Source organism: Kitasatospora sp. NBC_00070 (assembly GCF_045041205.1).
In the GTDB taxonomy this organism is placed as follows: domain Bacteria; phylum Actinomycetota; class Actinomycetes; order Streptomycetales; family Streptomycetaceae; genus Kitasatospora.
Map to the genome: position 1 here is coordinate 5,021,378 of NZ_CP108247.1, position 18,705 is coordinate 5,040,082.

The window sequence follows — 18,705 nt, forward strand, 5'->3', positions numbered from 1 at the left end:
AGGTCCTTGGCGGGCCGGTCTCCCCTCGGGGCGGCCGGTCCGCCGGACGCGTATGTCCCGCAGCACCGACGGACGGGGAACTCGCCGTGACCAGCACCGACCAGCCCTCCGACTACGCCGCCGCCCGGACCCGGCTGCTGGCCGAACCGGGCCTGGGCGGGGTGGCCCGCCGCACCGCGCTCGCCCGGCTGGCCGACGGCTGGCTCGCGGGCCTGTACGCGGCGGCCGGCGCCCCGGCCGGCACCGCCCTGGTGGCGGTCGGCGGCTACGGCCGCGGCGAGCTCTCCCCGCGCAGCGACCTGGACGTGCTGCTGCTGCACACCGGCCCGATCGACCCGACGCTGCCGGAGCGGATCTGGTACCCCGTCTGGGACGGCGGCGCCGCGCTGGACCACGCCGTCCGCACCCCGGCCGAGGCCCGCGCGGTGGCGGCCGAGGACCTCAAGGCCCAGCTGGGCCTGCTGGACGCCCGGCACCTGGCCGGGGACCCGGAGCTCACCGCCGGGCTGCGCTCCGACGTCCTGGCGGACTGGCGGGCCACCGCACCGAAGCGGCTTCCCGAACTGCGCCAGTCCTGCCTCGAACGGGCGGAGCGGCACGGCGAGTTGTCGTTCCTGCTGGAGCCGGACCTGAAGGAGGCCAGGGGCGGCCTGCGGGACGTGGTGGCGCTGAACGCGATCGCCGCCAGCTGGCTGGCCGACGCCCCCCGGGACGGTCTGGACGCGGCCGCCGCCCGGCTGGCCGACGTCCGGGACGCGCTGCACCTGACCACCGGCCGGGCCACCGAACGGCTCGCCCTGCAGGAGCAGGACCAGGTGGCCGCCCGGCTCGGCGTGCTGGACGCCGACATCCTGCTCCGGCAGGTCTACGAGGCGGCCCGCACCATCAGCTACGCCGGGGACGTCACCTGGCGCTCCGTCGAGCGGATACTGGCCGCCCGCACCGGCCGGGGCCGCCGGGTCTCCCGGCTGGCTTTCCCGTTCACCGGCGTCGGCCGGGCCAGTGGTGCGGTGGCCCGCGGCGCGGTGGAGCGGCGCCCGCTGGCCGAGGGCGTGGTCGAGCAGGACGGCGAGGCGGTGCTGGCCCAGGGTGCCCGGCCCGGGCAGGACCCGGTGCTGGCGCTGCGCGCGGCCGCCGCCGCCGCGCAGGCCGGTCTGACGGTCGGTTACGCCACCGTGCGCCGGCTGGCCACCGAGACCAGGCCGCTGCCGGTGCCCTGGCCGGACGAGGCGCGCGAGCAGCTGATCACCCTGCTGGGCGCGGGCGAGGCGGCCATCCCGGTCTGGGAGGCGTACGAGGCGGAGGGGCTGATCACCCGTCTGCTGCCGGACTGGGAGCGGGTCCGCTGCCGTCCGCAGCGCAACGCGGTGCACCGCTGGACGGTGGACCGGCACCTGATCGAGACGGCGGTGAAGGCGGCCGCGATGACCCGTCGGGTGGCCCGGCCCGACCTGCTGCTGGTGGCCGCGCTGCTGCACGACATCGGCAAGGGCTGGCCGGGCGACCACTCCGAGGCGGGCGAGGTGATCGTCCGGGACGTGGCGGCCCGGATGGGCTTCGACAAGGCCGACACCGACACCCTGGCGCTGCTGGTCCGGCACCACCTGACCCTGGTGGACACCGCGACCCGGCGGGACCCGGACGACCCGGCCACCGTCGACCTGATCACCAAGGTGGTCGGCACCCTCCCGCACCTGGAGCTGCTGCACGCGCTGACCGAGGCGGACGCCACCGCCACCGGCCCGGCCGCCTGGAGCGGCTGGCGGGCCTCGCTGGTGCGCGGGCTGGCCGAGCGGGCGGCCGAGCAACTGGCGGGCGGCAGCTGGTACCCGGCGGACGCCGAGCCGACCGCCGAGGAGGAGCGGCTCGCGGTGGAGGCCGGCCGCACCGGCGGACCGGCGCTGACCCTGCTCGCGCAGACCCAGCAGGACTCGTTCGCCACCGAGCCGATGGGCGTGGAGCTGACCCTGGCGCTGCCCGACCAGCCGGGCCTGCTCGGCACGGTGGCCGGGGTGCTGGCGCTGCACCGGCTGACGGTCCGTTCGGCCGGGCTGCGCGAGCTCGACCCGGTCGGGGCGGGGCCGGTGCTGCTGCTGTCCTGGACGGTGGCGGCGGAGTACGGCGAACTCCCCGAGGGTGCCAGGCTGCGGGCCGACCTGCGCCGGGCGCTGGACGGCTCGCTGGACGTGGCCCGCAAGCTGGCCGAGCGGGACGCCGCCGCCCCGCGCCGCCGGGGGATCGCCACCCCGCCGCCGGTGGTCTCGGTCGCGCCGGGCGGCGCGTCCAGCACCGCCACCGTGCTGGAGGTCCGGGCGCACGACGCCCCCGGCCTGCTGCACCGGATCGGCCGGGCGCTGGACGCGGCGGGCGTCCGGGTCCGTACCGCGCACGTCTCCACGCTGGGCGCGGACGCGGTGGACGCCTTCTACGTGACCGATCCGGCGGGCCGTCCGCTGACCGCCGCGCGGGCCCGCGAGGTGGCCTCGGCGGTGCAGGCGGCGCTGGGCTGACCGGGGATTCGACCGCGGTGGGGAACGTTCCCGGAGCGGCCCGATACCCTGGGGGCGACGACCGTACCCGTACCGATGCCGCAAGGGACCCGCGACCGACGTGTTCGACACTCTTTCCGATCGCCTCGCAGCGACGTTCAAGAACCTCCGGGGCAAGGGCCGCCTCAGTGAGGCGGACATCGACGCCACCGCCCGTGAGATCCGGATCGCGCTGCTGGAGGCGGATGTCGCCCTCCCGGTGGTCCGGGCCTTCATCAAGCAGGTCAAGGACCGTGCGCTCGGCGTCGAGGTCACCGGCGCGCTGAACCCGGCCCAGCAGGTCGTCAAGATCGTCAACGAGGAGCTCGTCAACATCCTCGGTGGCGAGACCCGGCGCCTCCGCTACGCCAAGACCGGCCCGACCGTCATCATGCTGGCCGGTCTGCAGGGCGCGGGCAAGACCACCCTGGCGGGCAAGCTCGGCCACTGGCTGAAGAGCCAGAAGCACACCCCGCTGCTGGTCGCCTGCGACCTCCAGCGCCCGAACGCGGTGACCCAGCTCGGCGTGGTGGCCGAGCGCGCGGGCGTCGCCTTCTACGGCCCGCAGCCGGGCAACGGCGTCGGCGACCCGGTGCAGGTCGCCCGCGACTCGATCGAGTACGCCAAGCAGAAGCAGTACGACGTGGTGATCGTCGACACCGCCGGCCGCCTGGGCATCGACGCCGAGCTGATGCAGCAGGCCGCGGACATCCGCGCCGCGGTCGACCCGGACGAGGTCCTGTTCGTGGTCGACGCGATGGTCGGCCAGGACGCGGTGGTCACCGCGCAGGCCTTCCTCGAGGGCGTTGACTTCACCGGTGTGGTGCTGTCCAAGCTGGACGGTGACGCCCGCGGTGGTGCCGCGCTGTCGGTCGCGCACGTGACCGGCCGTCAGATCATGTTCGCCTCCAACGGCGAGAAGGTCGACGACTTCGACGCCTTCCACCCGGACCGGATGGCCTCCCGGATCCTCGGCATGGGCGACATGCTGTCGCTGATCGAGAAGGCCGAGCAGACCTTCTCGCAGGCCGAGGCCGAGAAGATGGCCTCCAAGCTGCAGGGCGGCGGCAAGGACTTCACGCTGGACGACTTCCTGTCCCAGCTGGAGCAGGTCCAGAAGATGGGCTCGATCTCCAAGCTGCTCGGCATGCTGCCCGGGATGGGGCAGATCCGGGAGCAGATCAACAACATCGACGACAAGGACGTCAACCGGGTCGGCGCGATCATCAAGTCGATGACGCCCGCCGAGCGGACCGAACCGAAGATCATCAACGGCTCACGCCGACTGCGGATCGCCAAGGGTTCGGGCGTCCAGGTCGGCGAGGTCAGCAACCTGGTCGAGCGGTTCTTCGAGGCCCGCAAGATGATGTCCGCGATGGCCTCCGGCAAGGGCATCCCCGGGATGCCCGGCATCCCCGGCATGGGTGGCGGCGGCAAGAAGGCGCTGAAGAAGGCCCAGCCCGCCAAGGGTCGGAAGAAGTCCGGCAACCCGCTGAAGCGGGCCCAGGAGGAGGCGGCCGCCGCCGAGCGCAAGGCGCTCGGCCCCGGTGCCCCGGCCGCGCCCGCCGAGGGCGGCGCGTTCGGTCTCGGCGCGGGCAAGGGCCCGGCCGACTTCCAGCTGCCCAAGGAGTTCAAGGACCTGCTCTGAGCGGTCCACGGCCGACGGCCCGTCACCCCGACCGGGGTGACGGGCCGTCGTGCTGTTCGGGGTGGCGGGTCTTCGCGCTGTTCCCGGCATGTTCGATGATGGAGGGGTGCGAGTGACGATTCGACCCCCGATGACAGCCGACGCCGGTCCGTACGCCGAGGCGGTGCGCCGCTCCGCCGAGCACGTCGGGCGGTGGAACCCCGTCGAACCGGACGGCCTGCCCGAACTGCTGGAGCGTCAGGGCCCCGGGCTGCGCACCTTCCTGATCACCGACCTGGCCTCCGGCGACCTGGTCGGCAAGTGCAACGTGGCCAACATCGTGATGGGCCGGTTCTGCAACGCCGCCCTCGGCTACGACTCCTACCTGCCGTACGCGGGCACCGGGCGGATGACCGAGGGCATGCGCCTGGTGGTGGACCGCTGCTTCGGGCCGCAGACCGCCGGCGGGCTCGGGCTGCACCGGCTGGAGATCAACGTCCAGCCCTCCAACGAGCGCTCGATCGCGCTGGCCCGCCGACTGGGCTTCCGGCACGAGGGCTTCACCCCCCGGATGCTGTTCCTGGACGGCGCCTGGCGCGACCACGAGCGGTTCGCCCTGACGGCGGAGGAGTGGCCGGCGGTCACCACGGGCCGTTGAGCAGCGCGGTCGGCGGCGGCCCGCCGGACCCGGCCGACCGGCGTTGCGGTTTGGTCGACCTGGTCATATGTCCGTATTGTCCGATGGGTGAGTAATCCCGTACCGCCTCGTCAGACCCCCGACCAGCCCTGGCGGTCCGAGGGGGCGCCACCTCCGCCGCCGCCGCGCCGGAAGATGCCCGGCGGCTGGATCGGGCTGGTGCTGACCGCACTGGCCGTGTTCCTGATCGCCGAGGCGCTGCTGAACTACTTCGGCGGCGGGGCCAGTACGACGGTCTCCTACACCGAGTTCAACAGCCAGCTCGGCAGGGGCAACGTCACCAAGATCTACTCCAAGGGCGACGCGATCGAGGGCACCCTGAAGGCCGCCGCCCCCAAACCGGACGGCGGCCGCGGGAACTACACCGAGTTCACCACCCAGCGCCCGGCCTTCGCCGACGACCAGCTCTGGAGCACCCTCCAACAGCAGAACGTCACCGTCACCGCCGAGCCGGTGGTCCAGCAGCGCAGCTTCCTGGCCAACCTGCTGCTCTCGCTTGCCCCGATGCTGCTGCTGGTGCTGATCTGGGTGCTGGTGGCCCGGAAGATGGCCGGCGGGATGGGCGGGGCGGGCTTCGGCCGGAAGGCCCCGCCGAAGCCGGTCACCCCCGAGGACGGCAAGCGCACCACCTTCGCCGACGTGGCCGGCATCGACGAGGTCGAGGCCGAACTCACCGAGGTGGTCGACTTCCTGAAGAACCCGGGGGAGTACCGGAAGCTCGGCGCCAAGATGCCGCGCGGCGTGCTGCTGTCCGGACCGCCCGGCACCGGCAAGACGCTGCTGGCCCGCGCCGTGGCGGGCGAGGCGAACGTGCCGTTCTTCTCCGCCTCGGCCTCCGAGTTCATCGAGATGATCGTCGGCGTCGGCGCCAGCCGGGTCCGCGAACTCTTCGCCGAGGCCCGGAAGGTGGCGCCCGCGATCATCTTCATCGACGAGATCGACACCATCGGCCGCCAGCGCGGGGGCGGCGGCGGGATGGGCGGGCACGACGAGCGGGAGCAGACGCTCAATCAGATCCTCACCGAGATGGACGGCTTCTCCGGCTCCGAGGGCGTGATCGTGATCGCGGCCACCAACCGGGCCGAGGTGCTCGACCAGGCGCTGCTGCGCCCGGGCCGCTTCGACCGCCGGATCACCGTCAGCCCGCCGGACCGGGAAGGCCGGGCCGCCATCCTGGCGATCCACAGCCGGTCCGTGCCGCTCACCCCGGCGGTGGACCTGCGCCAGGTCGCCAAGGTCACCCCCGGGATGACCGGCGCCGACCTGGCCAACCTGGTCAACGAGGCCGCCCTGCTGGCGGTCAAGCGCAAGCAGGACGCGGTCGAGCCGGCCGACCTCTCGGACGCCCTGGAGAAGGTCCAACTGGGGGCTGTCCGCCCACTGGTGATGCCGCAGGAGGAGCGCGAGCGGACCGCCTACCACGAGAGCGGGCACGCGCTGCTGGGCATGCTGCAGCCGGGCGCCGACCCGGTCCGCAAGATCACCATCGTGCCGCGCGGCCGGGCCCTCGGCGTCACGCTCTCCACCCCCGACACCGACCGGTACTCCTACACCGAGCCCTACCTGCGCGGCCGGATCATCGGCGCGCTGGGCGGGATGGCCGCCGAGCAGGTGGTCTACGGCGTGATCACCACCGGCGCGGAGAGCGACCTGGAGCAGGTCACCAACATCGCCCGCGGCATGGCCGGCCGCTGGGGCATGAGCGAACGGGTCGGCCGGCTCACCGCCGTACCCAACGACACCCAGGGCGCGTACGGGCTGTCGGCCGCCCCGACCACGCTGGACGCGGTGGACGAGGAGGCCCGGCGGATCGTCGCCGAGTGCTACGACGACGCCGTCCGGCTGCTGACGGAGCACCGGCCGCAGCTGGACGAGCTGGCCGCCGCGCTGCTGGAGGCGGAGACGCTGGACGAGGAGGCGGCCTACCGGGCGGCGGGGGTCGACCGGAAGGTGCTCGACCTGGCCTGACCCGACCTGGCCTGACCCGACCTGGCCTGACCCGACCTGGCCTGACCCGGCCCGGCCGGACCTGGCCCGGCCTGACGGACCGTGGGGCGCGCCGACCGCCGGGCGCGCCCCTTCGGCGTCGGGCGCGCTCAGTTCACCCGTTCACCGACCACGTAGCGGAACACGTTGACCATCCGGACGGAGGCGTCCGGACGGACGAACGGGTGCAGCGCCTCCTCCAGCTCCTTCACCACCAGGGCCGGACCGGCCGCCGCCAGCGCCGGGTCGAACAGCCCGGTGGAGAGCATCCCGCGGACCGCGCTGTCCAGATCGGCATAGGCGAACGGGCAGCTCACCCGCCCGCCACCGGCCGGCCGCAGACCGGCGGAGCAGAGCAGCTCCTCCAGCCGCCCGGGCGCGCCGAGCGCGAACGGGTCGCGGCCCGGCGTGCGCCCCGCCTGCCGCTGGGCGACCTCCAGCACGGCGGCGCTCTCGCACCGCTCGGGCGGCCCCCAGGAGGCCAGCACCAGATGACCGCCCGTCAGGGTCCGCCGGGCGGCGGCGGCCACCAGCCGGGTGGGGGAGGGGGCGGTCTGTAGCTGCTCGAAAACCGTGACCAGGGAGTGGGCCGAGTGGGCGACGGACTCCGCCGTTCGGGGAGCCTCCTGCACCTGGAGCCGGCGGCCCTGCGCCAGCTCCCGCAGCTCGGTGTCGGACTCCAGCCCGGACACCTGGGCACCGCGTTCGGCGGCCAGCAGCAGTGCCAGCCCCGACCGGCAGCCGAGGCCCAGTACGGAGGTCGCCGGGCCGACCTCCAACCGCTCGTGGACGGCCTGGTAGAGCGGGACGAGCATCCGCTCCTGGATCTCCGCCCAGTCCCTGGCCCGACTGTGCGGGCCGGTGCACGTGGGTGTGCGGGATCGTTCCGAGATCGTGCCGGTCACCTGCGCCGAAGCCATCGCGGCCTCCATCCGGTCCTTGGGTGCTCGTTGCCAATGTGCCCCCCGAAGCCCCGCCCCGAGACCAGCGAACAGCCCCCGGGCTCCGGCGTCCAGAGGTGTACCGGGTGGTGTCCGCGCGCCGGGTGGGTGCGCCCCCGGTGCTCCCCCACCGAATCCGATTCACAGTCAGGGCCTTCGGCCCCGTACGATCTGCCCCATGGCTAAGGCACCCGTTCTCACTCCTCAGGCGGACGACTTCCCGCGCTGGTACCAGGACCTCATCAACAAGGCCGAGCTGGCCGACAACGGTCCGGTGCGCGGCACCATGGTCATCCGACCGTACGGCTACGGCCTGTGGGAGCGGATGCAGCAGGAGATGGACGCGCGCATCAAGAAGGCGGGCGCGCAGAACGCCTACTTCCCGATGTTCATCCCGCAGTCCTACCTGACCAAGGAGGCGGAGCACGTCGAGGGTTTCGCCCCCGAACTCGCCGTGGTCACCCACGGCGGCGGCAAGGAGCTCGACGAGCCGGTCGTGGTCCGGCCGACCTCCGAGACGATCATCAACGAGTACTTCTCCAAGTGGGTGCAGAGCCACCGCGACCTGCCCCTGCTGATCAACCAGTGGGCCAACGTGGTCCGCTGGGAGCTGCGCCCCCGGATCTTCCTCCGCACCACCGAGTTCCTCTGGCAGGAGGGCCACACGGCCCACGCCACCTACGAGGACGCCCGGGCGTACGCCTCGATGATCCACACCGCCGTGTACGGCGACTTCATGACCAACGTGCTCGGCATCGACGTGGTGCTCGGCCGGAAGACCGCGAAGGAGCGCTTCGCGGGCGCCATCAACACCCTCACCCTCGAAGGCATGATGGGTGACGGCAAGGCGCTGCAGATGGGCACCAGCCACGAGCTGGGCCAGAACTTCGCCAAGGCGTTCAACACCACGTACCAGCTACAGGGCGCCGAGCGCGAGTACGTCTGGCAGACCTCCTGGGGCGTCTCCACCCGGATGGTCGGCGGCCTGATCATGTCGCACGGCGACGACAACGGTCTGCGGGTGCCGCCGCGACTGGCCGCCGTGCAGGCCGTGGTGCTCGCCATCAAGGGCGACGACGCGGTGCTGGCCAAGGTCCGCGAGATCGGTGCCCAGCTGGAGGCGGCCGGCATCCGGGTCGTGGTCGACGACAAGACCGACACCCCGTTCGGCCGCCGCGCCGTGGACTGGGAGCTCAAGGGCGTCCCGCTGCGGATCGAGGTCGGTCCGCGCGACCTGGAGAACGGCACCGCGATGCTGGCCCGCCGGATTCCCGGTGGCAAGGAGCCGGTCTCGATCGACGGCCTGGCCGCGCTGCTGCCCGGCATCCTCGAGGAGGACCAGGAGCTGCTGCTCCGTCAGTCCCGCGAGCGCCGGATCTCCCGCACCGTCGAGGTCGCGAACCTGGAGGAGGCCGTCGAGGCCGCCGCCACCGGCTGGGGCCGGATCTCCTGGGCCGAGCTCGGCCCGGCCGGCGAGGCCAAGCTGGCCGAGCAGGGCGTGTCGGTCCGTTGCATCGTCGCCGCCGACGGTTCGGTGCCGCTGACGGACGATCAGGAAGGCAACGTCGCGATCGTGGCGCGCGCCTACTGATCGGACGTATGAATCGGGCTCTTTGCTTACCGATTGCGATCGGTCCGGTCTTTGTGCGTCATCGGGTACGACTAATGCGGTGTGATTGTTGTACCGCTGACTGACTGTCTGGTGAGACTACTGACCGGTCAACTCCCGGTCGTGCTGAACTAGCGGTACGGTGTACGGCCCGTGGCCCTGTCAATTTCGACACCGCCACGGGCCGTTCGCCATAGGGGGGCAACCGTCCCCCGAGGCGATAGCCGAGAGCCTGGCGAGGTTCGCCGGGCCCAAAGTTGCAGGGGGTTGGTCTTGCGTCAGATACGGGCAGCGCAATTCACGCGCGACAGCGCATTCCTGGGAGTTCGCTGGGAATTTCCGGAGAACGGGAACTCGCGGAACATCGGCGCTCACTGCATCGTTGGTCTAGCGTGAGCACGACACAGCCTCTCGTCCTCGCGGCCGAACTGGCCGCCGCCTGGAGTGACATCCAGGCCCACCACCAGGACCTCCCCGACCTCGCCTCGCCAGAGGCCCTGATCGGCGAGTCCTCCTCCGCCTGCGGCAGCCAGCTCGGCTTCGAGCGACTGCTGCACGAAGCCGCCCACGGCCTGGCCGCGGCCCGCGACATCCGTGACACCTCACGGGCGGGGCGCTACCACAACCGGCGCTTCCTGCTGCTCGCCTCCGAGCTCGGGCTTGCCCACCCGGTCGAACCGCACGCCAGTAGCGGCTTCTCCCAGGTGACCATGCTGACGGAGACTCAGGAGCGGTACTCGGGAACGATCGAGCGGCTCGACCGCGCGCTCGGCGCACACCAGCTCGCCGTCAACGGCGAGGGTGGGCACCGCGCGTTCCGCGGCCCGGCGGCCCGGCACGGCTCCTCCGGTGGCGGGGTCCGGGTCAAGGCGATCTGCGGCTGCGGCCGCAACGTCCGGGTGGTGCCGTCGGTGCTGGCCCAGGCGTCGATCGTCTGCGGTGCCTGCCAGCAGCCGTTCCGGATCGCGTGACCCCAGGTCCGTCCCGCGTTCCCTTCGGTGTTCGTGTCAGTGTCCCGTTCTGTTCCTGCCGTCCGTTGCCAGCGGGCTGTGTCGCACGTTCTGCAACACCTGTAGTGCTGAGACTCGGCTCAACCGGGGGCGGGGGCCCTCGGTCGGGCCGACCGGCGCGGTGTGGCAGAATGGACAGCTGAGTACTCGGCAGCCGAGCAGGACCCCTCTCTCCTACGGCTGGCGTGTCCCTTGAACGGCCGCCCTCGCAACCCCACGCGGTGGCAGCGGCTGTTCACCCACGTCAACACCAGGAGAACCCACTCCCGTGGCAGTCAAGATCAAGCTCAAGCGTCTCGGCAAGATTCGCGCTCCGCACTACCGCATCGTCGTCGCGGACTCGCGCACCAAGCGTGACGGTCGCGCCATCGAGGAGATCGGCATCTACCAGCCGACCTACAACCCCTCGAAGATCGAGGTCGACACCGACCGCGCGCAGTACTGGCTGTCCGTCGGCGCCCAGCCGACCGAGCCCGTCCTCGCCATCCTGAAGCTCACCGGCGACTGGCAGAAGTTCAAGGGCCTGCCCGCCCCGGCCCCGCTGCTGGTGGCCGAGCCCAAGGTCGAGGACTTCTCGCACCTCTTCGCGAAGGCCGTCGCCGGCTTCGAGGACAGCACCACCGGTGTTGCCATCACCCCGAAGGCCAAGAAGGCGGACAAGGCCGAGGCTGAGGCCGACGCCGCTTCCACCGAGGCCTGAGCGTGATCGAGGACGCCCTCGACCACTTGGTCAAGGGCATCGTCGAGCACCCCGACGAGGTGCAGGTGCGTTCGCGCAACCTGCGTCGGGGCAACACCATCGAGGTGCGCGTGCACCCCGATGACCTCGGCAAGGTGATCGGCCGGGGCGGCCGCACGGCCCGCGCGCTGCGCACCGTGGTCGGCGCCCTCGGCGGTCGCAACGTCCGGGTCGACCTGGTCGACGTGGACAGCATTCGCTGACGCTCGACCGTCAGGTTTGTGGGACCGGCCGGGACGCATGGCGTCCTGGCCGGTCCTTCTGCATTTCCGGGTCGGCCCGGGGGACGCGGGTTCTGCGGGACTGCGGTTCTGTGGGATCTGCGGTTCTGCGGTTCTGTGGGTTTCCTTGGGTTCGCCGGGGCGTTGCCTGCGGTTCGTCGTCCCGTCCGGCTCAGCTTTCCCACCAGCCACTGCTTTTCGGCTCACCGTCATTCGGCACTCCGTCCTCAGGCCCACCGGACCCAGCGGATCGCCGGTACAGATTCAGGAGAACGATCACCGTGCAGCTCGTCGTCGGCAAGATCGGCCGTGCCCACGGCATCAGGGGGGACGTCAGCGTCGAGGTCCGTACCGACGAGCCCGAGCTGCGGCTCGGGCCCGGCGCGGTCCTGTCCACCGACCCGGCCACGGTCGGCCCGCTGACCATCGAGTCGGGCAAGGTGCACAGCGGCCGACTGCTGCTGCGCTTCGCGGGGGTGAACGACCGCAATGCCGCCGAGGCGCTGCGCGGCACCATGCTGATCGCGGAGATCGACCCGGAGGACCGGCCGGAGGATCCCGAGGAGTTCTACGACCACCAGCTGATCGGGCTGGACGTGGTGCTGCTCGACGGGACGCTGGTCGGCGAGCTGAGCGAGGTCGTCCACCTGCCGTACCAGGACCTGCTGACCGTCACCCGGCCGGACGGGACCGAGGTGCTGGTGCCGTTCGTCACCCGGATCGTGCCGACCATCGACCTGGAGAACCAGCGGGCCGTCATCGACCCGCCGCCCGGGCTGATCGACCCGGCGGAGGCGGTGGTGGTCCGTTCGGACGATGCCTCCGGGGCGGAGGAAGCGTCCGAGGAGGAGGGTTCCGAGGAAGACGGTTCCGTGGGCGACGGTTTCGAGGGCGCGGGCGACAGTGGTGCGCGGGGTGAGTGAGATGCGGATCGACGTCGTCACGATCTTCCCGGAGTACCTGGAGCCGCTGAACGTCTCGCTGGTCGGCAAGGCCCGGGCCCGCGGTCAGCTCGACGTGCACCTGCACGACCTGCGCTCGTGGACCACGGACATTCACCGCACGGTCGACGACACCCCGTACGGCGGGGGGCCCGGCATGGTGATGAAGCCGGAGCCGTGGGGCGCGGCGCTGGACGCGGTGCTCGCCGAGGGGCCGGAGGGCGAGGTCCCGACCCTGGTGGTGCCGACGCCGAGCGGACGGCCGTTCACGCAGGAGCTGGCCCAGGAGCTCGCCGGGCGGCCGTGGCTGGCGTTCGCGCCGGCCCGGTACGAGGGCATCGACCGTCGGGTGATCGAGGAGGCCGCCACCCGGATGCCGGTGGTCGAGGCCTCGATCGGTGACTACGTGCTGGCGGGTGGTGAGGTCGCGGTACTGGTGATGGTCGAGGCGATCGCCCGGCTGCTGCCCGGGGTGCTCGGCAATGCCGAGTCGCACCGGGACGACTCCTTCGCCCCGGGCGCCATGGCGGACCTGCTGGAGGGGCCCGTCTACACCAAGCCGGCCGAGTGGCGTGGGCGCGAGGTGCCGGACGTGCTGCTGAGCGGGCACCACGGCAAGATCGCCCGTTGGCGGCGGGAGCAGGCGTTCGCCCGGACCTTGGCGAACCGGCCGGATCTGGTCGAGCGCTGGGAGCTCGGTGCCTTCGACAAGAAGGAGCGCGAGGCGCTCAGCATCCTGGGGCTCGCCTGGGACCAGGAGCTCGGCCGATTTCGGTCTCTGGCGGAAGCTGTGGAAGAATAGGCGACTGTTGTCTGCCGTCGGGCTTCCCTCGTGGAGGTCGGTGGAGCGTTGCCCCCGCCACGGGGGGACCATCGCGAACCGAAGCGGCCCGCAACACACCCCATTGTGACGAACTTCCGTGGGCGGCCCGTGGCGCCTGCGATGGAGAGCAACATGAGCAACAAGCTCGCTGCTGTCGACGTGGCTTCGCTGCGCGACGACATCCCGGCCTTCCGCGCCGGTGACACCCTGAAGGTCCACGTCCGGGTCATCGAGGGCACCCGCTCCCGTGTCCAGGTCTTCCAGGGCGTCGTCATCCGTCGCCACGGCGCCGGCATCGGTGAGACCTTCACCGTTCGCAAGGTGTCGTTCAACGTCGGCGTGGAGCGCACCTTCCCGGTGCACACCCCGGTCGTCGAGAAGATCGAGGTCGTGACCCGCGGTGCGGTTCGCCGCGCCAAGCTGTACTACCTGCGTGACCTCCGCGGCAAGGCCGCGAAGATCAAGGAGAAGCGCGACCGCTGATCCGCTGACCCCGGCTCCGGCCAGGGGTTCAGTACGCTCGGGTTGGGTGGAGTCCCTTCGGGATAGGCTCTGCCCCGATGAGCACGCAAGAACCAGTCGCGGACCGCGACGGCAGTGCCGCACCTCCGGGTGCGGACTCGCCGTCGCGGTCCGCGGCCGTTTCCGGTCCGGGTGTTGGTGGGGTGCACACCGGCGCGGATGTGGCTCCGGGAGCTGGCGTCGGGGCCGCGGGCGTGGGTGCGGGGGTGGGCAGCGGCGTGGCTCCAGACGGTGATGGTGCGGCGTCTGCTGAGCTCGGCAGCCCAGGGCCGGTCGCCGAGGGGGCCGGCGAAGCCGCGGAGGCTGACGAGAGCGACTCCGAGCTTCCGAGACGGTGGTCGGCACGTGACCTCCTGCGGATCGTCGCGGTCTGCGTCCTGACGCTGATGTTGGTCAACGCGTTCGTCGCCCGGCCGTTCGCGGTGCCGTCCGCCTCGATGGAGAACACGCTGCGGCCGGGAGACCGGCTGGTGGTGAACGAGCTGGCCTACTCGTTCGGCGGTCACGTCCGCCGGGGCGACGTCGTGGTCTTCGACGGAACGGGCTCCTTCCTGCCTTACGCGGAGGAGACGCCGGCTGTGCGACGCTTCCTGTCAGCCGTGGGGCTGGGCTCCGGGAACGGTTCCGTGTACGTGAAGCGTGTGGTCGGCGTCGGGGGTGACCGGGTGACGTGCTGTGAGGCGGACGGGCGGCTCAGGGTCAACGGGGTGCCGTTGGACGAGTCGGCCTACCTCTATCCCGGTGATGCTCCCTCGTCGGTGCGGTTCGACGTGGTGGTCCCGGCTGGGAAGCTCTGGGTGATGGGGGATCACCGGAGCGACTCCCGGGACTCGCGCGATCATCTGGGGGAGCCGGGCGGTGGGTTCGTCCCCGAGAAGCGGGTGATCGGTCGAGCCGACTGGATCGTCTTCCCGATCGGTCGCTGGACGTCGTTGGACCGGCCCGCGAGCTTCGCTGCCGTGGAGGGGACGGGTGGCCATGGGGGCCAGAAGTAGGGTCAGGACCGCCACCGCCCAGGTGGCGGTCGATGGCCGATCCGCCCTCCAGACAGCACCGGTCGCAGCGGCGGGGCCAGGCGCGACGGCTTCGTCCACGCGCGGCCGCGCGGCGCGCCGCAGGTCCGCTCGTCGGGCCGCTCGGAGCAGGCGCCGGTCGCTGCTGCGCGAGATACCGCTGATCGCCGTGGCCGCGCTGCTGATCGCCCTGGGGCTCAAGACTTTCGCGGTCCAGGTCTTCGTGATTCCCTCGGGCTCGATGGAGCAGACCATCCTGATCGGCGACCGGGTACTCGTCGACAAGATGACACCGTGGTTCGGCAACCTGCCGAGCCGGGGCGAGATCGTGGTCTTCAAGGACCCGGGCGGCTGGCTCGAGCCCGCTCACCAGCCGGAGCAGGAGAACTTCGCGCTGCGCGGGGCCAAGCAGGCACTCTCCTACGTCGGGTTGTTGCCGTCGGACGACGAGCAGGACCTGATCAAGCGTGTGATCGGCGTGCCCGGTGACACCGTCGAATGCTGTGACGCCAGTGGCCGACTGATCGTCAACGGCACACCGGTGGACGAGTCTTACCTCGCAGCGGGGAACGTACCGTCGAAGCAGCCGTTCAAAATCACTGTCCCGGCAGGGCGGTTGTGGGTGATGGGGGATCACCGGGATCTCTCCGCAGACTCCCGCTACCACCTGAACGAGGCCGGCCAGGGCACCTTCCCGATCGACAACGTGATCGGCCGGGCCTTCGTGATCGCCTGGCCGGTTCAGCGGATGGGCCAACTCGGTGTTCCCGCCTCCCTGTCGGCGCTTCCCGTGCGGACCGAGGCGTTCGGGCGTAGCGTTCCCGGAGCGAGTCGGTACCCGAGCGAGCCTGATCGGGCTAAATTGCCTCGAACTCAACCGGATCTTGCGGAACCTCCGCTCGTTATGGGTGTGTTGGGCGTCACCCCGCTCCTCGTGCGGCCCAGGCGCGCGCGGGTGCGTCGCGCGCCGCCCGTCGGCTGATTCGTCCGTCCTGCCGTGTGGGAGCACGGGCGTCTTGGCCTGGAGTGGTAGAGAAGTGCTGGAGTGCTCGGTGTACGGTCCGATCGCCTCCGGCGGCTGTGCTGGTGTGCCGATGTCGGATCGCCCTGTGACGGGCGGAGCTGACGCGGCCTGACGGCCGGTCACAGAACGTGGTGCCCGCTGTGCGGCACTGTGAGCGCGGACGCGCGGGCGTCCGCACAGCAGGGAGGAGATGTTGTGGGGGATCTGGTGATCGGTGCCCGTTCCGGGGGCCCTGAGCCCGAGGGCGAAGGCGCTGAGCAGTTGGACGGCTCCGACCGGTCCGCGGAGACCGCGTCGGCTGCCCCGGCCGGCGACGAGGCAGGGAGCTCCAAGAAGAAGCAGCCGAAGCAGCGTTCCTTCTGGAAGGAACTTCCGATCCTGGTCGGAATCGCGTTGATTCTGGCTCTGGTGATCAAGACCTTCTTCGTCCAGGCGTTCTCCATCCCCTCCGGGTCGATGCAGAACACCCTGCAGATCGGCGACCGGGTGCTGGTCGACAAGCTGACACCGTGGTTCGGCGCCGAGCCGGAGCGCGGCGAGGTCGTGGTCTTCCACGACCCGGGCGGCTGGCTGAGCGACGAGCCGGCCCAGCAGAGCGACAACGCCTTTGTCCGTGGTGTGCAGGACGTACTCAGCTTTGTCGGGCTGATGCCTTCGGCGAACGAGAAGGACCTGATCAAGCGGGTCATCGCGGTCGGCGGGGACACGGTCGAATGCCAGGGCACCGGGCCGGTCAAGGTGAACGGGATCGCGCTCGACGAGCCCTACATCTTCCCCGGCAACACCCCGTGCGGTGACAAGCCGTTCGGGCCGGTCCAGGTGCCGGACAACCGGATCTGGGTGATGGGCGACCACCGGGCCGACTCGCTCGACTCGCGGTTCCACCAGGACCAGCCCGGTGGCGGCACCGTCCCCGTGGACAACGTGGTGGGACGGGCCTTCGTGGTGGCCTGGCCGATCGGCAACTGGGCGACGCTCCCGGTGCCTGACACCTTCGACCAGAAGGGGCTCGCGGCCGCTGCACTGCCCTACGCGCCGCCCGCGGCCGGTGCGGCGATCGCACTGCCTGCGGTCTGGTGGCTGCGGCGATACCGCCGCTGACCTCTCGGGCTGCTCCCCTCGAGGTGGAGCAGGGTCTTGCGCGGGCCGTGGTACTGGCGAGTAATCTGCTCGCACGTGCCACGGCCCGCCGGCTTTCCCGGACCCGCCGTGGCCCACCCGTGTGGGTTGCGGGTCGACCTGGAGGTGGCGGCGATGAGCGACGTGAAGACCCCGATGGCTGCCCCGCCGCGCCCGGCGAAGGCCCGGCGAAGCGCCGGGTCGCTGGTCCAGGGGCTGGTGATCGGGCTCGGCTTCGTGCTCCTGGTCGGTGCGTTCGGCGTGCTTGCGGTGCAGTATCGCCCCTACCGGATCCCGACCCAGTCGATGACTCCGGCCCTCACCATGGGCGACACGGTGCTGGCCCGGTCGGTCGGTGGAGAGTCGGTGGGCCGAGGGGACATCGTGGTCTTCCAGGACCAGCTCTGGGGCAATGTCCCGATGGTCAAGCGAGTGGTCGCGGTCGGCGGCGACACCGTGGTGTGCTGCGACGCGCAGCACCGGCTGACGGTGAACGACCACCCGATCGACGAGCTGTACCTGGCAAAGCAGCAACTCGACGACAAGCTGTTCAGCACCGTCGTGCCGCCGGGGCGGCTCTTCCTGATGGGGGACAACCGGGATTCCTCGCTCGACTCCCGGAGCCACCTCGACCTGGCGGGCGGCACGGTGGCGACCGACGAGGTGCTCGGCCGGGTCGAGGGGACGGCTTGGCCTGCCGACCGGGCCGGGGTGAGCGAGCGTACGGTGGCCTTCGACGGGCTGGCCGGCCCGTCGGCCGCCAAGCCCGGGCCGCTGGGGCCCGCCGCGCTCGCGATGGTGGCCGGTGCGGCGATGATCGTGTTGGCCTCGCTGGCGGGTGGACTTGCCTCGCTGGTGCGACGGTTTCGCCGGGCCTGACCCGCAACAGCGACAGCAGGCGCAGCAGGAACATCGAGGTGGCCCGGGCGGCTGAGCGGAGGAGTCGGCGATGGCGGCGGAGCGGCGCCGGGCGGCACGGGTCCTGCTGTTGGACGATGTGGACCGGTTGCTGCTCTTCCGGGGCACTGATCCGGCGGTGCCGGGTGTGTTCTGGTGGTTCACTCCCGGTGGTGGAGTGGAACCGGGCGAGGAACTGCGGGCTGCCGCGTTGCGTGAGCTGGCCGAGGAGACCGGCCTGACCGGGGTGGAGCTCGGGCCGGTGGTGGCGTACGACACGGTGTCCTTCTCCTATCTGGAACGGCAGTACGAGCAGGACCAGTGGTTCCATCTGGCTCGTACGCGTGAGACCGGGCTGAGCGTGCCGGCAGCCGCAGCGGCCGAGGAGCACGCCCAGCTGCTGACGGCACGGTGGTGGACGGTGGCGGAGCTCCGGGCGACCGAGGAGACGGTCTACCCGGTCGAGCTGGCCGACCTGGTCGAGCGGTTGCTGACGGACGGCCCGCCAGTCCGACCGGTACGGCTCTGCGGAAGGGCCGGGTGGTCCACAATGGGGTGGACGTATCGAGTTGAGGGGACACCTGGATGAGTGCCGAAGACCTCGAGAAGTACGAGACCGAGATGGAGCTCAAGCTCTATCGGGAGTACCGGGATGTCGTCGGCCTGTTCAAATACGTGATCGAGACCGAGCGGCGTTTCTACCTCACGAACGACTACGAGCTCCAGGTGCACTCGGTGCAGGGTGAGGTCTTCTTCGAGGTGTCGATGGCGGATGCGTGGGTCTGGGACATGTACCGGCCGGCCCGGTTCGTCCGCAAGGTGCGGGTGCTGACCTTCAAGGACGTCAACATCGAGGAACTGGCCAAGAGCGATCTGGAGCTGCCCTCGGACGACGCCTCCTTCGGCGGCTGAGCCTGCGGGACGGCGACGAGGTCGGCCTTGCGGGGAGACGCTCTACCAGCTGGTGCCGCGATGTCCAGAGGTCACCGAAAAAACCTCCCTCAGGGG

General features: G+C 71.3%; 18 protein-coding genes. 17 read left to right on the top strand and 1 reads right to left on the bottom strand.

Going from position 1 to position 18,705, the window contains the following annotated elements:
* The first annotated feature begins 86 nt into the window (after positions 1-86).
* From OHV05_RS23075 to ftsH, 4 genes are all read left to right on the top strand, one after another.
* Positions 87-2,510: a [protein-PII] uridylyltransferase gene (locus tag OHV05_RS23075; RefSeq protein ID WP_405019338.1), complete on the top strand. Its 2,424-nt coding sequence runs from the start codon at positions 87-89 to the stop codon at positions 2,508-2,510.
* A 100-nt stretch (positions 2,511-2,610) separates the two neighbouring features.
* Entirely contained in the window at positions 2,611-4,176 is a 1,566-nt protein-coding gene (gene ffh / locus OHV05_RS23080; protein ID WP_405019339.1) for a signal recognition particle protein, read from the top strand.
* An 88-nt stretch (positions 4,177-4,264) separates the two neighbouring features.
* Positions 4,265-4,813, top strand: a complete 549-nt coding sequence (locus tag OHV05_RS23085; RefSeq protein ID WP_405019340.1) for a GNAT family N-acetyltransferase — start codon at positions 4,265-4,267, stop codon at positions 4,811-4,813.
* Between the two features lie 87 nt (positions 4,814-4,900).
* The gene (gene ftsH, locus OHV05_RS23090) at positions 4,901-6,820 is read left to right on the top strand and encodes an ATP-dependent zinc metalloprotease FtsH (RefSeq protein WP_405019341.1); all 1,920 of its coding nucleotides are present in this window, start codon (positions 4,901-4,903) and stop codon (positions 6,818-6,820) included.
* A 128-nt stretch (positions 6,821-6,948) separates the two neighbouring features.
* Here ftsH and OHV05_RS23095 read toward each other — a convergent pair whose 3' ends face one another.
* Positions 6,949-7,758, bottom strand: a complete 810-nt coding sequence (locus tag OHV05_RS23095) for a class I SAM-dependent methyltransferase (RefSeq protein WP_405019342.1) — start codon at positions 7,756-7,758, stop codon at positions 6,949-6,951.
* Between the two features lie 199 nt (positions 7,759-7,957).
* Between OHV05_RS23095 and proS the strand changes: the two genes are divergently transcribed.
* The 13 genes from proS (at position 7,958) to OHV05_RS23160 (ending at position 18,609) form a co-directional block, all read left to right on the top strand.
* Positions 7,958-9,370: a proline--tRNA ligase gene (gene proS, locus OHV05_RS23100; protein WP_405019343.1), complete on the top strand. Its 1,413-nt coding sequence runs from the start codon at positions 7,958-7,960 to the stop codon at positions 9,368-9,370.
* 410 nt (positions 9,371-9,780) lie between these two features.
* Entirely contained in the window at positions 9,781-10,359 is a 579-nt protein-coding gene (locus OHV05_RS23105) for a hypothetical protein (protein WP_403041982.1), read from the top strand.
* 307 nt (positions 10,360-10,666) lie between these two features.
* Entirely contained in the window at positions 10,667-11,098 is a 432-nt protein-coding gene (gene rpsP, locus OHV05_RS23110; RefSeq protein ID WP_057232313.1) for a 30S ribosomal protein S16, read from the top strand.
* Positions 11,099-11,100: 2 nt separating this feature from the next.
* Positions 11,101-11,340 carry an RNA-binding protein gene (locus OHV05_RS23115; protein ID WP_030306741.1) on the top strand — a complete coding sequence of 80 codons (240 nt, stop codon included), beginning with the start codon at positions 11,101-11,103 and terminating at the stop codon, positions 11,338-11,340.
* A 299-nt stretch (positions 11,341-11,639) separates the two neighbouring features.
* On the top strand, positions 11,640-12,281 hold the full coding sequence (gene rimM, locus OHV05_RS23120) for a ribosome maturation factor RimM (RefSeq protein WP_405019344.1): 642 nt from the start codon (positions 11,640-11,642) through the stop codon (positions 12,279-12,281).
* Between the two features lies 1 nt (position 12,282).
* Complete coding sequence (trmD, locus tag OHV05_RS23125; RefSeq protein WP_403041976.1) at positions 12,283-13,101, top strand: tRNA (guanosine(37)-N1)-methyltransferase TrmD; 819 nt, start codon at positions 12,283-12,285, stop codon at positions 13,099-13,101.
* A gap of 153 nt (positions 13,102-13,254) precedes the next feature.
* Positions 13,255-13,605, top strand: coding sequence for a 50S ribosomal protein L19 (gene rplS, locus OHV05_RS23130; protein WP_403041973.1), 351 nt, complete (start codon positions 13,255-13,257; stop codon positions 13,603-13,605).
* A gap of 245 nt (positions 13,606-13,850) precedes the next feature.
* Positions 13,851-14,639: a signal peptidase I gene (lepB, locus tag OHV05_RS23135; RefSeq protein WP_405019345.1), complete on the top strand. Its 789-nt coding sequence runs from the start codon at positions 13,851-13,853 to the stop codon at positions 14,637-14,639.
* Positions 14,623-15,639, top strand: coding sequence for a signal peptidase I (lepB, locus tag OHV05_RS23140; RefSeq protein ID WP_405021522.1), 1,017 nt, complete (start codon positions 14,623-14,625; stop codon positions 15,637-15,639). The genes lepB (OHV05_RS23135) and lepB (OHV05_RS23140) overlap by 17 nt, the downstream gene beginning before the upstream one ends.
* Positions 15,640-15,876: 237 nt before the next feature.
* A complete protein-coding gene (lepB, locus tag OHV05_RS23145; protein WP_405019346.1) occupies positions 15,877-16,782 on the top strand; it encodes a signal peptidase I in 906 nt (301 codons plus the stop codon).
* A gap of 153 nt (positions 16,783-16,935) precedes the next feature.
* The gene (gene lepB, locus OHV05_RS23150) at positions 16,936-17,679 is read left to right on the top strand and encodes a signal peptidase I (RefSeq protein ID WP_405019347.1); all 744 of its coding nucleotides are present in this window, start codon (positions 16,936-16,938) and stop codon (positions 17,677-17,679) included.
* Positions 17,680-17,749: 70 nt separating this feature from the next.
* On the top strand, positions 17,750-18,286 hold the full coding sequence (locus OHV05_RS23155) for an NUDIX hydrolase (RefSeq protein ID WP_405019348.1): 537 nt from the start codon (positions 17,750-17,752) through the stop codon (positions 18,284-18,286).
* Positions 18,283-18,609 carry a DUF2469 domain-containing protein gene (locus tag OHV05_RS23160; RefSeq protein WP_405019349.1) on the top strand — a complete coding sequence of 109 codons (327 nt, stop codon included), beginning with the start codon at positions 18,283-18,285 and terminating at the stop codon, positions 18,607-18,609. Before OHV05_RS23155 ends, OHV05_RS23160 begins: the two co-directional genes overlap by 4 nt.
* The last annotated feature ends 96 nt before the right edge of the window (positions 18,610-18,705 follow it).

Excerpts from the sequence above, each read along its gene's own strand:
- OHV05_RS23085 (WP_405019340.1), top strand. The coding sequence starts at position 4,265 with ATGTTCGATGATGGAGGGGTGCGAGTGACGATTCGACCCCCGATGACA.
- OHV05_RS23095 (WP_405019342.1), bottom strand. The coding sequence starts at position 7,758 with ATGGCTTCGGCGCAGGTGACCGGCACGATCTCGGAACGATCCCGCACA.
- proS (WP_405019343.1), top strand. The coding sequence starts at position 7,958 with ATGGCTAAGGCACCCGTTCTCACTCCTCAGGCGGACGACTTCCCGCGC.
- trmD (WP_403041976.1), top strand. The coding sequence starts at position 12,283 with ATGCGGATCGACGTCGTCACGATCTTCCCGGAGTACCTGGAGCCGCTG.
- rplS (WP_403041973.1), top strand. The coding sequence starts at position 13,255 with ATGAGCAACAAGCTCGCTGCTGTCGACGTGGCTTCGCTGCGCGACGAC.
- lepB (WP_405021522.1), top strand. The coding sequence starts at position 14,623 with ATGGGGGCCAGAAGTAGGGTCAGGACCGCCACCGCCCAGGTGGCGGTC.
- lepB (WP_405019347.1), top strand. The coding sequence starts at position 16,936 with ATGAGCGACGTGAAGACCCCGATGGCTGCCCCGCCGCGCCCGGCGAAG.
- OHV05_RS23155 (WP_405019348.1), top strand. The coding sequence starts at position 17,750 with ATGGCGGCGGAGCGGCGCCGGGCGGCACGGGTCCTGCTGTTGGACGAT.
- OHV05_RS23160 (WP_405019349.1), top strand. The coding sequence starts at position 18,283 with ATGAGTGCCGAAGACCTCGAGAAGTACGAGACCGAGATGGAGCTCAAG.